The following is a 15,709-nucleotide window of genomic DNA, read 5'->3' as shown; positions in this document are numbered from 1 at the left end:
AATTTATCGAATAATCAGTTTTATACCGCTTTGCAGTCCAAGGCGATCCGCAGCTTGATGATCTGCCGGTTGAACTTGGCCGTGACGTCCACACTTTTGCCCGCCGGTACGTTCACCCGGCGTACCCGTGGCGCCTCCGGGCCGTTGCGGAACGTCACCTTGCAGGCCGCCGGCACTTGCCCATAGTTGTTCAGGGTGATGGCGCCGATGTCGTACGCGGTGTCGTAGGCGGTGTAGTCCAGCTTGACTCCGGCCAGTTCCTTCTCCACGTCGATGGGGTAAGCCATGGCCCCGAGGGGCAGGCACATCAGTATTGCCGCACAACATTTCTTCATGGGGCGCTCTCCTTGAAAGAGCGCAGCTTAGGTCAACAGGAGCCAAAGATGAAAGCGCCGCGCGTAACCCTGGATCAGTGGCGAACCTTGCAGGCAGTGGTCGATCACGGTGGGTTTGCCCAGGCAGCCGAAGCTCTGCACCGTTCTCAGTCGTCGGTCAGTTACACAGTGGCGCGCATGCAAGAGCAGCTCGGCGTGCCACTGCTGCGCATCGATGGCCGCAAAGCCGTGCTGACCGAGGCCGGTAACGTACTGCTGCGCCGCTCACGGCACCTGGTCAAGCAGGCCAGCCAGCTGGAAGACCTGGCGCACCACATGGAGCAAGGCTGGGAAGCCGAGGTACGGGTCGTGGTCGATGCCGCCTACCCCAGTGCCCGCCTGGTACGTGCCCTGGCGGCGTTCATGCCACAGAGCCGTGGTTGCCGGGTGCGCCTGCGCGAGGAAGTGCTGTCGGGCGTGGAGGAGGTCATGCATGAAGGCATCGCCGACCTTGCCATCAGCAGCTACAGCATCGGCGGCTATCTGGGCACCGAGCTCAGTGCAGTGGAGTTCGTGGCCGTCGCCCACCCCGAGCACAGCTTGCACCGCCTGGGCCGGGAGATCACCTTCCAGGACCTGGAAAGCCAGTTGCAGGTGGTGATCCGCGACTCCGGCCGCGCCCAACCCCGCGATGTGGGCTGGCTAGGCGCCGAACAGCGCTGGACCGTCGGTAGCCTGGGTACCGCCACCACCTTCGTCAGCAGCGGGCTGGGTTTTGCCTGGCTGCCGCGGCACATGATCGACCGCGAACTGCGCGAAGGGGTGCTCAAGCCGCTGCCACTGGACCAGGGTGGCAGCCGACATCCACTGTTCTACCTTTATTCGAGCAAAGAAAAGACCTTGGGCCCGGCCACGCAGATCCTCATCGACCTGCTGCGCAATTTCGATACAGCGCCACTGGACGTGCCCTTCGCAGCCCCGCCGCAAGCCTGAGAGAACCGCGCCCATGGCCTATTTCGAACATGAAGGATGCTCGCTGCATTATCAGGAATACGGCCAGGGCGACCCCCTGGTACTGCTGCACGGCCTGGGCTCCAGCAGCCAGGACTGGGAGCTGCAGCTACCCGCGCTCAGCCGTCACTACCGGGTGATCCTCATGGACATCCGCGGCCACGGCCGCTCCGACAAGCCCCGCGAGGGCTACCAGATCGCCACATTCAGCGAAGACCTGCTGGCCCTGCTCGAACACCTGCAGACCGGCCCGGTGCACTTCGTGGGGCTGTCGATGGGCGGCATGGTCGGCTTCCAGTTCGCCGTCGACCATCCGCAATGGCTGCGCAGCCTGTGCATCGTCAACAGCGCCCCCGAGGTCAAACGCCGCACACGCAGCGATTGGGTCTGGTGGGCCAAGCGCTGGGGCCTGGCGCGCATCCTCAGTGTCGAGACAGTCGGCAAGGGCCTGGCCCAGCGCCTGTTCCCCAAACCGGAGCAAGCCGACTTGCGCCAGAAAATGGCGCAACGCTGGGCACGCAACGACAAACGCGCCTACCTCAAGAGTTTCGACGCCATCGTCGACTGGGGCGTGCAGGAACGCATCGGCCAGATACACTGTCCCACGCTGGTGGTCGCTGCCGACCACGATTACACCCCGGTACAACTCAAAGAGCGCTACGTTGCCCTGATGCCGCAGGCAAGGCTGGTAGTCATCGATGATTCCCGGCACGCTACACCCCTCGATCAACCCGAAGTCTTCAACCAGACTTTGCTGCAGTTCCTCGCAGCCGCTTCCACCTCTCAAGGATCTTTGAGCTCATGCTGAAAAAACTTCTGCTCACCGCCTGCTCGGTCGCCTTTGCCACCACCGTCATGGCCTCCGACAAGACCCCTCACGTAGTGCTCGACACCAGCTTCGGCCAGGTCGAAATCGAGCTCAATGCCGAGAAGGCGCCGCTCAGTACCAAGAATTTCCTCGAATACGTCGATAGCGGCTTCTACAACAACACCATTTTCCACCGCGTGATCCCGGGCTTCATGGTCCAGGGCGGGGGCTTCACCGAGCAGATGGTGCAAAAACCGACCCGTGACCCGATCCGCAACGAAGCCAGCAACGGCCTGCAGAACACCCGCGGCACCCTATCGATGGCCCGCACGTCCAACCCGAACTCGGCCACCAGCCAGTTCTTCATCAACGTGGCCGACAACGACTTCCTCAACCCAGGCCGCGACGCCGGCTACGCGGTGTTCGGCAAAGTGACCAAGGGCATGGAAGTGGTCGACCAGATCGTCAACTCGCCCACCACCGTCAAGAAAGGCATGCGCGATGTGCCGGCCGACCCGGTGTTCATCAAGTCAGCCAAACGCATCGACTGACCGCAGGCTTCACAAGGACGTGAAACCGCCTGAGGGTCGGGTTGAACAGGAGTGTTGTCACCCATGCTGTACCGCCGTTTCGAACAACTGATCGATATTTTCCGCGATGCGCCCAGCGAGTCGCCGCCCACCCAGGTGTGGCCGTTCTACCTTTACTACCTACGCCAGGTGTGGCCGAGTTTTCTCGCCCTGCTGGTGGTCGGCCTGGTCGCCTCGCTGATCGAGGTGGCGATGTTCAGCTACCTGAGCCGCATCATCGACCTGGCCCAGGGCACGCCCAATGCCAACTTCTTCAGCGAGCACAGCGGTGAGCTGATCTGGATGCTGGTGGTGATCCTGCTGCTACGGCCGGTGTTTTTCGGTCTGCATGACCTGCTGGTGCACCAGACCATCAACCCGGGCATGACCAGCCTGATCCGCTGGCAAAACCACACCTATGTGCTCAAGCAGAGCCTGAACTTCTTCCAGAGCGACTTTGCCGGGCGTATCGCCCAGCGCATCATGCAGACCGGCAACTCCCTGCGCGACTCGGCAGTACAGGCGGTGGATGCGTTGTGGCATGTACTGATCTATGCGATCACCTCGCTGGTGCTGTTCGCCGAGGCCGACTGGCGCCTGATGCTGCCGTTACTGGCCTGGATTGCCAGCTATGTCGCCGCGCTGTTCTACTTCGTGCCACGGGTCAAGGAACGCTCGGTGATCTCCTCCGATGCCCGCTCCAAGCTGATGGGGCGTATCGTCGACGGCTACACCAACATCGCCACCCTCAAGCTGTTCGCCCACACCGACTACGAGCAGCAGTACGCCCGCGAAGCGATTCGCGAGCAGACTGAAAAGACCCAGCTGGCGTCGCGGGTGATCACCAGCATGGACGTGGTCATCACCAGCCTTAACGGCTTGCTGGTGGTCGCCACCACCGGCCTGGCCCTTTGGCTGTGGAGCCAATCGCTGATCACCGTCGGCGCCATCGCCCTGGCCACCGGGCTGGTGATCCGTATCGTCAACATGTCGGGCTGGATCATGTGGGTGGTCAACGGCATCTTCGAGAACATCGGCATGGTGCAGGACGGCTTGCAGACCATCGCCCAGCCGGTCACCGTCACCGACAAACCCAAGGCAGCGCCGCTGAAAGTGACCCGTGGCGCAGTGCGCTTCGATAACGTCGACTTCCATTACGGCAAGGCTCGCAACGTGATCGACGGGCTGAACCTGGACATACGCCCGGGCGAAAAGATCGGCCTGATCGGCCCCTCCGGCGCCGGCAAATCTACCTTGGTCAACCTGCTGCTGCGCCTTTACGACGTGCAGGGCGTATCCTGATCGACGGGCAGGACATCGCCGAGGTGAGCCAGGCCAGCCTGCGGGCGCAGATCGGCATGATCACCCAGGACACCTCACTGCTGCATCGCTCGATCCGCGACAACCTGTTGTACGGGCGCCCTGATGCCAGCGAGCAAGCGCTGCACGAAGCCGTACGCCGGGCCCGTGCCGACGAATTCATTCCGCAGTTGTCGGATGCCCAAGGCCGCACGGGCTTCGACGCGCATGTGGGCGAGCGTGGGGTCAAGCTCTCCGGTGGCCAGCGCCAGCGCATCGCCATCGCACGGGTGCTGCTCAAGAACGCGCCCATCCTGATCATGGACGAGGCCACCTCAGCGCTGGACTCTGAGGTGGAAGCGGCGATCCAGGAAAGCCTGGAAACCCTGATGCAAGGCAAGACGGTGATCGCCATCGCCCACCGCCTCTCGACCATTGCGCGGATGGACCGCCTGGTGGTGCTGGACCAGGGGCATATCGTCGAAAGTGGCAGCCACAGTGAACTGCTGGCCCAGCAAGGGTTGTATGCCAGGCTATGGCATCACCAGACGGGCGGCTTCGTCGGGGTGGATTGAGGCCTGGCAGGTCTCAATCCCGGCGGTAAGGCAACATCTCACGCGCCTGCTCGGCATACCCCATGACCCCTGCCCGCTCCTGCTGCAGGAAATCACCCACCGCCCTGCGCAGCCCTGGGTGAAGCAGATAATGCCAGGAGCGGGTCAGCACCGGCTCGAAGCCACGAATCAGCTTGTGCTCGCCCTGCGCGCCGGCATCGAAGCGCTGCAAGCCTTCGGCAATCGCAAAGTCCATGCCTTGGTAGAAGCAGGTCTCGAAGTGCAGCCGGTCGAACTCATCCAGGCAGCCCCAATAGCGCCCAAACAGGCTGTCGCCCCCCACCAGGCTCAGGGCCATGGCCACATCGCGACCGCCCTGACGGGCCATCACCACCCTTAGGGCCTCGGGCATGCGCTGGGCCAGCAGGCTGAAGAATTCGCGGGTCAGGTACGGCGTACGCCTACGCACGGCGTAGGTATTGGCGTAGCAGAGGTAGATGAAATCCCATTGGGCCTCTTCGAGTTCATCGCCTCGGTACCAACGGAAGTCGATGCCCTGCCCCGCCACCTGCTCACGTTCCTTGCGCATCTGTTTGCGCTTGCGCGAACTCAAGCTGTCGAGAAAGTCCTGAAAGTCGCGGTAGCCACGGTTGCGCCAGTGGAACTGGCACCCCAGGCGCTCCATCCAGCCAGGCAAGCCGGCCATATCTGCATCCAGGCCAGGGTCGGTGAAGTTGATGTGAGCCCCGGATAGCCCGGCTTTGCTCAGATACTCAGGCAACGCCTGGAGCACCAGCAGGCCATCGGCCGGGTCGACGCTGAGCAGGCGCGGGCCGCTGACCGGGCTGAACGGCACGGCGCCGAGCAGTTTGGGGTAATAGGCAATACCGGCACGCTCACAAGCGTCGGCCCAACCATGATCGAACACGTACTCACCGTACGAGTGCCACTTGCGGTACGCCGGCAGCAGCGCACGCACCTGCCCGTCACGCTCCAGCACCAGGTGTTCTGCCGCCCAGCCGGTAGCTGGCGCGACACTGCCACTGTCCTCCATGGCGCTCAGGAAGGCATGGCGCAGGAACGGCTGGCCGGCAGGCACCAGGGCGTCCCAGGTCGCAGCAGGGAGGTCACGCAAATGGGCAAGGCTGTAGAGGCTGGTCACGATGTCGACTCGCGGAGTGAGGGCATCAGTATCAGGGAATACCGGCCTCTCACTCAAATGCCGAATGCCGGCCCGACCCTTTGATTCTCAATTACTTAACGGCAGTGCCACCAAATAGACATTATTCTGTCATTCGCCCCCGCAATACTTGCGCCTGTTTTCCGGAACCTCAGAACCTGTCTATTCAGGCCCTTTCCGAAGACATGCCAACATGGGGGTGGACGCTGAGCCTCCCCAATATTTTTTAGTAGGGAGAACCTTATGCGTCTTGTTTCTACACTTACCGGAGTGAGCCTTACCGGCATGATGCTGGCTCTGAGTACTCCGGCCAGTGCGGCTGTCGACGCCAAGCTGCTCGAGATGCTCCGCGCCAACGGCTCGATCAACCAGGCGCAGTACAACGAACTGCAAGGTGACCTGGCAAAAGAAACCAAGGAAAAGGCCGACCAGAAAGCTCAGTCTGAACGCATGAGCTCCTTCGAACAAAAAGTGGCATGGGCTGCCAAGACCCAGGTCAAAGGCGATGTGCGCCTGCGCTACGAGGACGTCAACGTCGACGACCCGAACAGCAGCAGCGGCAACCAGGACCGCCAGCGCGTCCGCGCCCGCGTCGGTTTCTACAGCGAGATCAACCCGCAAGTTGACGCTGGCATCCGCATCGCCACCGGCAGCAGCGCAGACCGCCGTTCGACCAACCAGAGCTTCGACAACTACTTCGACAAGAAATCGCTGTGGGTCGACCTGGCCTACCTCGACTGGCACCCCACCGCAATCCCGAACCTGCACCTGATCGGCGGCAAGATGGCACAGCCTTGGGTGAGCATGGGTGACATCATCTGGGACGGCGACATCAACCCGGAAGGCGTTGCCGCTACCTACAAGGCCGACCTCGGCGGCGCCGAAGTCTTCGCCAGCGCGGGCCAGTACACGCTCAAGGACAACGTGGACGGTGACGGCGTGCAGTACAAGCACGACGCCCAGGTCTACCACGGCCAGTTGGGCGCCAAGTTCGCCCCCGCCGATGTGCTCAAGCTCACCGTCGGCGCGAGCATCTATGGCTACGACAACGACAAGGAAGCGACCATCCTGCAGTCGTTCGGCAATACCACCAATGAGTTCAACCTGGTGGAAGGCTTCGGCCAGCTGGACTTCACCGGCCTCGCCATCCCATTGTCGGCGTATGGCCAGTACGTGAAGAACACCGAAAGCACCGACGGCGAAGACCAGGCCTGGCTGGCTGGCCTGAAGACCAAAGTCGGCGCCTGGAGCCTGGACTACAACTACCGCGATGTTCAGCGCAACGCCGTGGTCAGCCTGTTCACCGACTCCGACTTCGGCAACGGTTACACCGGCTCGCGCGGCCACAAGTTCAAGGTCGGTTATGAAATCGACAAGAACTTCTCGCTGGGCGCTGCCTACCTGATGGCCAAGACCGACCTGTCGCAGTTGCCCAACAGCAACGCCGATGTCGACACGCTGCAGGTGGACCTGGAAGCCAAGTTCTAAGCTGCAACGGCCAAGCTTCACTCAAGGCGGGAAATGCCGACCCCATCCGGCATTTCCCGCCTTTTTTCGCCTGCCAGAAATACACAGGCCCTGCCGCCGGCAACCCGGCGCAGGGCCAGTGCCCACCGTCAGCGTTTGCGCAGAATCACACTGCCAATCGAATAACCTGCCCCAAATGAGCTCAACACGCCCAGCGAACCCTTGGCCAAGTCATCCTGGTACAGGTGGAAGGCGATCACCGACCCCGCCGAGCTGGTGTTGGCATAACGGTCGAGAATGACCGGAGCATCTTCCTCGGCCACCTCACGCCCCAGCAGCTTCTTGACGATCAGGTGGTTCATGCTCAGGTTGGCCTGGTGCAGCCAGAAGCGCTTGACGTCTGAGGGCTGCAGACCGTTCTCACCCAGGTGCTTGCCGATCAGCTCGGCGACCATCGGGCACACTTCCTTGAATACCTTGCGGCCTTCCTGCACGAACAACTTGTCCCGCGTCCCGATACCTTCTTCCGCAGCACGGTTGAGGAAGCCGAAATTGTTGCGGATATTGTTGGAGAACGAGGTCTGCAACTTGGTACCGAGGATATCGAACTGGTGCGCCGAGGTGGCCTGGTCGGCACGCTCGACCAGCACGGCGGTGGCGGCGTCACCAAAAATGAAATGGCTGTCGCGGTCGCGGAAGTTCAGGTGGCCGGTACAGATTTCCGGGCTGACCACCAGCAAGGCACGGGCCTGGCCCAACTGCACGCTGTTGGCTGCGGTCTGGATACCGAACGTGGCCGAGGAGCAAGCCACGTTCATGTCGAAGGCGAAGCCCTCAATACCCAGCGCCTGCTGCACTTCGATGGCGATGGCCGGGTACGGGCGCTGCAGGTTGGAGCAGGCGACGATCACACCGTCGACATCGGCAGGCGTGCGCCCTGCGCGCTCAAGCGCCTGACGGGCAGCGGCCACGCCCATCTCGCAGAGGATCGACTGCTCGTCATTTGAACGCTCCGCCAGCCTCGGCTTCATGCGCTGCGGGTCGAGAATGCCGGCCTTGTCCATGACGAAGCGGCTCTTGATACCCGAGGCCTTCTCGATAAAGGCGGCGTCCGAAAGAGGCGCAGCCTCGACCTCGCCGCGCTCGATGGCGGCAGCGTTGTCGCGGTTGAACTGTTGCGACCAGGTGTTGAAAGATTCCACCAGTTCTTCGTTGGAAATGCTCTGGGCCGGGGTATACAGGCCGGTGCCGCTGATCACGACGTTATGCACGATCGTTCCTCTGGTCAAAGGCCATCGCCACAGGGCGCTGGCTGGAGTAATAGCACTTTAGTACCAAGTCCAAGGCGCAGGTTGAACCCGCGAGGGGCCGCAATGCGGCCCCGAATTGCCTCAATATTGCCACAAGTTCCCGGGTTTAGGCTTCTACCTGAGACCACTGTTTGCTGAGACGCTTGTCAGAAATCGGTACTTTCGTGCCCAACTGCTGGGCAAACAGCGACACCCGATATTCCTCCAGCAACCAGCGGTACAAGGTCAACTGCGCGTCGCGCTTGCCCTCCTGGGCATGCTTGTCGGCACGGGCCTTGTACTGGGCCCAGAGGTTGGTCAGCTCGCCACTCCAAACCCGGTCCTTCTGCACCTGGCTGCCAAGCTTCTCAAGGCGCAACTCCACCGCTTTGAGGTAGCGGGGCAGCTCCTTGAACCACACCCCAGGCGTCTCGCGCACGAAGCCCGGATACACCAGGTTGGCCAACTGCTGCTTGATGTCGTTAAGCGCCACCGCCTGGCTCAGGTCGATCTTGCCTTTGAAGCGCTTTTGCAGGCCGTGCCAGAGTTTGAGCACTTCCAGCGTCTGGCGGGCCAGGCGCTCGGCATGTTCCGCCCAGCTTCCCCGCTTGCGCTCGGCAAGCCCGGCCAATGCCGCGCCATCGCGCGGTAGCGTGGCCTCCCCTTCGAGGATGCAGCTATCGAGGCTGGCCAGCAGAATGTCCTCTACCAGCGCTTCGACGCGGCCCAGTTCGCGGTACAGCAAGCCCAGTTCGGTCAGCCCTGGGAGCTTGCCACGCAAGAACTTGGCAGGCTCGGCCAACTGCTGCAGCAACAGGCGCTGCAAAGCACGGCGATGCTGGAACTCGGCTTCGGCCTGGGTCGAGAAACGCCCTTCGCGCACGCTGCCGCTCTCTTCCACCAGCGCCGGGTACACCGTCATCGACAGCCCGGCGATCTTCTGTTGGGCGGTCTGCTTGACCTCACTGAAGGCCTTGGCCTGAACCGGCTGCGCGCTCTTGTCTTCGCGCGGCACCGCCAGCGCTGCCTGGCTGGCGGCGGCAAAGCGTGCGGTCAGCTCGGCCAGGTCGCGGCCCTCACCGAGGAACTTGCCCTGGCCATCGACCACCTCGATGTTCATGCGCAGATGCCCTTCGACCAGGCCTACCGACTCTGCCCAGGCCTCATCGGACACACGGGCGCCGGTCATGCGCAACAGCTCCTGGCCCAAGGCCTGAGGCAAGGCACCCTGGCCGAACGTCATGCGCGCCAGCGACGCCTTGACGAAGTCCGGGACCGGTACGAAGTTCTTGCGCAAGGCCTTGGGCAGGTTGCGCACCAGCGCCACGCACTTGGCTTCGAGCAAGCCCGGCACCAGCCACTCCAGGCGCTCGCCCGGCAGGCTTGGCAGCAGCGGCGCAGGTACCCTTACAGTCACACCGTCGCGGGGGTGGCCCGGTTCGAAGTGGTAGCTCAACGGCAGGCGCAGTTCGCCTACCTGCAAGCTGTCCGGGTATTGCGCCGCCGTGACTTCACTGGCCTCACGGGCCAACACGTCTTCCTCACGCATGATCAGCAGGCTGGCATCCTTCTGGCTGCCCATGCGGTACCAGCTGTCGAAGGTCGCGGTCTGGTGGATCTCCGCTGGCAGGCGCGCTTCGTAGAAGGCGTAAAGGGTTTCTTCATCCGCCAGAATGTCACGCCGGCGCGCCTTGGCTTCCAGCTCGTCGAGCTCTTCAAGCAGGCGTTTGTTGGCGGCCAGGCACTTGGCCCGCGACTGGATCTCGCCGCCAACCAGCCCTTCGCGTATGAACAGTTCACGCGAGGTAACCGGGTCGATCGGGCCATAGTGCACTGGGCGGCGGCCGACCAGGATCAACCCGTATAGGGTGATCTGTTCGTAGGCCACCACCTGCCCGCGCTTCTTCTCCCAGTGCGGTTCGAAGTGGTTCTTCTTGACCAGGTGAGTCGCCAGCGGCTCGATCCAGTCGGGCTCGATCTTGGCCACCATGCGCGCATACAGCTTCGTGGTCTCCACCAGCTCGGCGGCCATCACCCATTGCGGGCGCTTGCGGCCAATACCCGAGGAAGGGTGCACCCAGAAGCGCCGCTGACGCGCCCCCTGGTAGTCGCCGTCTTCGGTCTTGTGGCCGATCTGGCTGAGCAGCCCGCTGAGGATGGCTTTGTGCATCTTCTGGTAGTCGGACGGTTCCTTGTTGACCGTCAGCTGCAGGTCACGGCAGATCAGCGACAACTGACGGTGGGCATCGCGCCATTCGCGAAGACGCAAATAGTTGAGGAAATGCTTGCGGCACCAGTTACGCAGCGGGTTGGCCGTCAGCGCCTGGCGCTGCTCCTCGAAGCCACGCCACAGGTTGACCAGCGCGGCGAAATCGGAATCCACATCCTTCCACTGCGCATGCGCCTGGTCAGCCGCCTGCTGACGCTCCGGCGGGCGCTCGCGTGGGTCCTGCACCGACAATGCACTGGTGACGATCAGCACTTCCTGCAGGCTGCCCTGGCGAGCGCCTTCGAGCAGCATCCGGCCCAGCCGGGGGTCGATCGGCAGGCGCGCCAGCTGACGGCCCAGGGGCGTCAGCTGGTTTTCACGGTTGACCGCCGACAGCTCCTGCAGAAGGTTGAAGCCGTCACTGATGGCCTTGCCATCGGGCGGTTCGATGAACGGGAAGGCATCGATGGCGCCCAGACGCAGGTGCAGCATCTGCAGGATCACCGCCGCCAGGTTGGTGCGCAGGATCTCGGGGTCGGTGAAGGCTGGCCGGCCGTTGAAGTCTTCTTCGCTGTAAAGACGAATGCAGATGCCCGGCTCGACACGGCCGCAACGGCCTTTACGCTGGTTGGCGCTGGCTTGGGACACCGCTTCGATCGGCAAACGCTGGACCTTGGCACGGTAGCTGTAGCGGCTGATGCGCGCAGTACCGGTGTCGATCACGTAACGGATGCCGGGCACGGTCAGCGAGGTTTCTGCCACGTTGGTGGCCAGCACCACACGCCGGCCGGTATGCGACTGGAAGATACGCTGCTGCTCGGCCGGAGACAGGCGCGCATACAGCGGCAGGATCTCGGTGTGACGCAACTGGGCCTTGCGCAGGATTTCGGCGGCGTCGCGAATCTCGCGCTCCCCCGGCAGGAACACCAGCACGTCGCCGGGGCCCTTGCCCTCGCTGCGCTCGTGGTGGGCGATCTCATCGAGGGTGGCGAGGATGGCCTGGTCGACGGTGAGGTCCTCTTCGACCTGGTTGCCTTCTTCGTCCTGTTCGCTGGTCAGCGGGCGATACCAGGTGTCCACCGGATAGGTACGACCAGACACCTCGATGATCGGCGCCCCGTCGAAATGCTTGGAGAAGCGCTCCAGGTCGATGGTCGCCGAGGTGATGATCAGCTTCAGGTCCGGGCGGCGATGCAGCAGGGTCTTGAGGTAGCCGAGCAAAAAATCGATGTTCAGGCTGCGCTCGTGCGCCTCGTCGACGATGATCGTGTCGTAGCGCTCGAGGAAGCGGTCATGTTGGGTTTCGGCCAGCAAGATGCCATCGGTCATCAGCTTGACCAAGGTGTTGGCGTCGCTCTGGTCCTCGAACCGCACCTGGTAACCGACCAGGGCGCCCAGCGGTGTGCCCAGCTCTTCAGCCACCCGGGCAGCAACGCTGCGCGCCGCAATCCGCCGTGGCTGAGTGTGGGCGATCAGGCCGTGGCTGCCGCGGCCCAGCTCCAGGCAGATCTTGGGCAACTGGGTGGTCTTGCCCGAACCGGTCTCACCGGCAATCACCAGGACCTGGTTTTCGGCCAATGCCTTTTTGATCTCGTCGCGCTTGGCGGCAATCGGCAGGCTGTCGTCGTAGCGGATACGCGGCACGCTGTGCTGGCGCGCGGTGACCTGGGCGCAAGACGCCTGAACCTTCTCCACCCACTGCGCGAGCTTGGCCTCGTCGGGGCGCTTGCGCAGCTCATGCAGTTGCCGGCGCAGGCGATGGCGGTCGGCGATCATGGCGTGGTCGAGGTTTTGCAGCAGTTTGTCGATGGCGTGGTCAGTCATGGGGCTTTTTAGTGATGCAGGTGAGCCTGCTTGTGCATGATCGGCATTCGATGGATGCGCGATTGTCGCAGATTTACCGGCATTTTGCTGTCTGTACCGGCCCGCCCGAATGTTTAGCCGATACCAGAGTGAAGGTTGCCATTCACTGCTTTAATCAACCTGACGTCGCATGTGAGTATCCAACGCATGATCTGTGCCCAGCCCATCGCCCCGCCGCTTTCGCGCCCTTCGCTACCGAAGGCCCGCACGTGCGCCGGTGAGAACCCGCTGGTCCATGTGATCCTGGCCTTCTGGGCTCTCTGGCACTGTCGCCACGCCCGCCCACCGGACACTTCACTCGCGCATCTGACAAAACCCGGCCACCCTTCGGCCGATTGACTCAGCCGGGCCGCCACCAGGCGGCGGCCCTGTATGCTCACGAGCGAATTTCTCATGCACTTTGCACCCGTAGAACACGCCCAACGTTTCCTTGCCGAAAACCCCGATATCGAGCTGTTCGAACTGTTCATCCTCGACGCCAACGGTGTGCCGCGCGGCAAGCTGCTGCACCGCGAGGAACTGCTGGCGGTGTACCAGAGCGGCCGCCCGCTGCCCAGCACCATCCTGGGCCTGACCCTCAACGGCGATGACGTGGAAAACTCCGGGCTGGTCTGGGACGTCGGCGACATCGACTGTCGCGCCTACCCCTTGGAGGGCAGCCTGGTGCGCCTGCCGTGGCGCCGCGTGCCGACCGCCGCCGTGCAAGTCAGCATGCACCCCAGCGAAGGCCTGCCGGCCAGCGTCGCCGACCCGCGCCATGTACTGGTACGCACGATCGAAGCGCTCAAGGCCGATGGCTACCACCCGGTGATGGCCTGCGAGCTGGAGTTCTTCCTGCTCGACCAGCAGCGTGATGCCCAGGGCCGTCCGCAACCGGCGTTGGACAACGACGGTGGCCGCCCGCGCAGCACCCAGGTCTATGGCCTGCGTGAACTGGAGCAGATAGAGCCGTTTCTCGCCGACCTTTACGCGGCCTGCAAAGCCCAGGGCATCCCGGCCCGCACGGCGATTTCGGAGTACGCCCCCGGCCAGGTGGAAATTACCCTCGAACATGGCGATGCCTTGGAAGCGATGGACCAGGCCGTGCGCTACAAGCGCCTGGTCAAAGGCGTGGCGCACGCCCACGGCATGCAGGCGTGCTTCATGGCCAAACCCTTCGAGCATCTGGCCGGCACCGGCATGCACATGCACCTGAGCCTGGCCGACAGCGCCGGTAACAACCTGTTCGCCAGCCAGGACAAGGCCGGCACCCCGCTGCTGCGCCAAGCGGTTGCCGGCATGCTGCGCCACCTGCGCGACTCGCTGCTGCTGTTCTGCCCCAACGCCAACTCGTTCCGCCGCTTCCAGGCCAACAGCTATGCACCGCTGGCGCCAACCTGGGGTGTCGACAACCGCACGGTGAGCTTGCGCGTGCCCGGCGGGCCGGCCAACAGCCGCCATGTCGAACACCGGATCTGTGGCGCCGACGCCAATCCGTACCTGGCCGCCGCGGCGATTCTCGCGGCCAGCCACTGCGGCATCCGCGAACGACTCGACCCGGGCGCACCGGTCGAAGGCAACGGCTACGCCCAGGCCACCGAGCACCTGCCCACCGACTGGCTGACCGCCCTCGACGCCCTGGAGCGTTCGGCGTGGGCACGCGAAGCACTCGGCAAGGACTTCCTCGGGGTGTACCTGAAGGTCAAGCGCGCCGAGTACCGCCAGTTCATGGCCGAAGTCAGCGAACAGGACTGGCGCTGGTACCTGCACCAGGCCTGAGCCTCACCCAATTCAGAATAAGGAACACCCATGAACGCAGCAGTGAACAACGGCCCGGCCCAGCGCGCGCCCTCCTATTACAGTGCTTCGCTCAACGACCACACGCAGTACCCGCAGCTAAAGGGCACTGTGCAGGTCGACGTGGCGATTATCGGCGGCGGTTTCACCGGCGTGGCCACCGCCGTGGAGCTGGCCGAGCGCGGCCTGAAAGTGGCAGTGGTGGAAACCAACCGCATCGGCTGGGGCGCCAGCGGCCGCAACGGCGGACAGGTCACCGGCAGCCTCTCGGGCGACGAGGCCATGCGCACGCAGATGCGCGACCGCCTGGGCAGCGAGGTGGATGACTTTATCTGGCACTTGCGCTGGCGCGGGCACCAGATCATCGAGCAGCGGATCGAGCGCTATGGCATCGCCTGTGACCTCAAGCGTGGCCACCTGCATGCAGCGATGAAACCGTCACACCTCAATGAACTGCGCGCCTTCGAAGCCCAGGCGCATCGCCGCGGCATGGGCGACCAGGTGCAGATGCTCGACCGCAACGCGGTTGCCGAGCATCTGCAAAGCCCGTTGTACCTGGGCGCCCTGAAGAACCTGCGCAACTTGCACCTGCATCCGCTCAACCTGTGCCTGGGCGAAGCGCGTGCCGCGCACGCCTTGGGCGCGCTGATCTTCGAGAACTCCGAGGTGCTGAACATCGTGCACGGCCCGCGCCCTGCAGTGGTCACTGCCCAAGGCCGAATCGAAGCACGCCAGGTGATGCTGGCCGGCGACGTTTACCACAAGCTGGAAAAGCGTCAGCTCAAGGGCAAGATCTTCCCCGCCATGGGCGGCATCGTCACCACCGCGCCGCTGGGCGAACTGGCCGAACAGATCAACCCCCAGGACCTGGCGGTGTACGACTGCCGTTTCGTGCTCGACTACTATCGCCTCACTGCCGACAAACGCCTGCTGTTCGGCGGCGGCGCCAACTATTCAGGCAAGGATTCACGTGATATCGCAGGTGAGTTGCGCCCGTGCATCGAGCGCACCTTCCCGGCCCTCAAAGGGGTGCCGATCGAGTTCCAGTGGAGTTGCGCGATGGGGATCGTGGTCAATCGCATACCGCAACTGGGCAAGCTTTCGGACAACGTCTGGTACTGCCAGGGCTATTCGGGGCACGGCATCGCCACCAGCCACATCATGGGCGAAATCATGGCCGAGGCGCTGACCGGTACGTTGGAGAAGTTCGATACCTTTGCCGGGTGCAAGCACATCAAGGTGCCGATGGGGGACCTGCTGGGCAATCCGCTGTTGGCGGCGGGGATGTGGTACTACCAGATGCTGGAAAAACTGCGCTGATTGCACTCCCAGGCAGGCGCGGCGGGATGTCGCGAAAGGGGCCGCGAAGC

The 15,709-nt window shown here is 63.4% G+C and carries 10 protein-coding genes and 1 pseudogene; 7 read left to right on the top strand and 4 right to left on the bottom strand.

Translation table 11 applies throughout. The features are described from left to right. Positions 1-20: 20 nt before the first annotated feature. Entirely contained in the window at positions 21-335 is a 315-nt protein-coding gene (locus ACIPZH_RS09100; RefSeq protein WP_241806080.1) for a 3-phosphoglycerate kinase, read from the bottom strand. Positions 336-383: 48 nt separating this feature from the next. Between ACIPZH_RS09100 and ACIPZH_RS09095 the strand changes: the two genes are divergently transcribed. The 4 genes and pseudogenes from ACIPZH_RS09095 (at position 384) to ACIPZH_RS09080 (ending at position 4,576) form a co-directional block, all read left to right on the top strand. Continuing rightward, complete coding sequence (locus ACIPZH_RS09095; RefSeq protein ID WP_012315658.1) at positions 384-1,307, top strand: LysR family transcriptional regulator; 924 nt, start codon at positions 384-386, stop codon at positions 1,305-1,307. 13 nt (positions 1,308-1,320) lie between these two features. Continuing rightward, the gene (locus tag ACIPZH_RS09090; RefSeq protein WP_267817930.1) at positions 1,321-2,133 is read left to right on the top strand and encodes an alpha/beta fold hydrolase; all 813 of its coding nucleotides are present in this window, start codon (positions 1,321-1,323) and stop codon (positions 2,131-2,133) included. After that, on the top strand, positions 2,127-2,684 hold the full coding sequence (locus tag ACIPZH_RS09085; protein ID WP_241806077.1) for a peptidylprolyl isomerase: 558 nt from the start codon (positions 2,127-2,129) through the stop codon (positions 2,682-2,684). The genes ACIPZH_RS09090 and ACIPZH_RS09085 overlap by 7 nt, the downstream gene beginning before the upstream one ends. A 63-nt stretch (positions 2,685-2,747) precedes the next feature. Further along, positions 2,748-4,576, top strand: a pseudogene (locus ACIPZH_RS09080) (ABC transporter ATP-binding protein). 13 nt (positions 4,577-4,589) lie between these two features. Here ACIPZH_RS09080 and ACIPZH_RS09075 read toward each other — a convergent pair. Continuing rightward, the gene (locus tag ACIPZH_RS09075) at positions 4,590-5,717 is read right to left on the bottom strand and encodes a GNAT family N-acetyltransferase (protein ID WP_400635983.1); all 1,128 of its coding nucleotides are present in this window, start codon (positions 5,715-5,717) and stop codon (positions 4,590-4,592) included. Between the two features lie 261 nt (positions 5,718-5,978). Here ACIPZH_RS09075 and ACIPZH_RS09070 point away from each other — a divergent pair, with 261 nt between their 5' ends. Further along, positions 5,979-7,223, top strand: coding sequence for a putative porin (locus ACIPZH_RS09070; protein WP_349974645.1), 1,245 nt, complete (start codon positions 5,979-5,981; stop codon positions 7,221-7,223). 128 nt (positions 7,224-7,351) lie between these two features. Here ACIPZH_RS09070 and ACIPZH_RS09065 read toward each other — a convergent pair whose 3' ends face one another. Beyond that, positions 7,352-8,473, bottom strand: coding sequence for a beta-ketoacyl-ACP synthase III (locus ACIPZH_RS09065; protein WP_400627328.1), 1,122 nt, complete (start codon positions 8,471-8,473; stop codon positions 7,352-7,354). Between the two features lie 145 nt (positions 8,474-8,618). Beyond that, the gene (gene hrpA, locus ACIPZH_RS09060) at positions 8,619-12,524 is read right to left on the bottom strand and encodes an ATP-dependent RNA helicase HrpA (protein ID WP_400635982.1); all 3,906 of its coding nucleotides are present in this window, start codon (positions 12,522-12,524) and stop codon (positions 8,619-8,621) included. 432 nt (positions 12,525-12,956) lie between these two features. Here hrpA and ACIPZH_RS09055 point away from each other — a divergent pair, with 432 nt between their 5' ends. Both ACIPZH_RS09055 and ACIPZH_RS09050 read left to right on the top strand, forming a co-directional pair. Further along, positions 12,957-14,321 (top strand): glutamine synthetase family protein, encoded by a 1,365-nt coding sequence (locus ACIPZH_RS09055; protein WP_400635981.1) that lies wholly within the window; start codon positions 12,957-12,959, stop codon positions 14,319-14,321. A gap of 30 nt (positions 14,322-14,351) precedes the next feature. Further along, positions 14,352-15,659, top strand: coding sequence for an NAD(P)/FAD-dependent oxidoreductase (locus tag ACIPZH_RS09050; RefSeq protein WP_400635980.1), 1,308 nt, complete (start codon positions 14,352-14,354; stop codon positions 15,657-15,659). Positions 15,660-15,709 lie beyond the last annotated feature (50 nt).

Origin of the sequence: Pseudomonas sp. NPDC089758 (assembly GCF_044748705.1) — a bacterium.
GTDB classification, from domain to species: Bacteria; Pseudomonadota; Gammaproteobacteria; order Pseudomonadales; family Pseudomonadaceae; genus Aquipseudomonas; species Aquipseudomonas putida_X.
The sequence above is the reverse complement of the archived record's forward strand: the minus strand, read 5'-3'. Positions and strand labels throughout refer to the sequence as shown.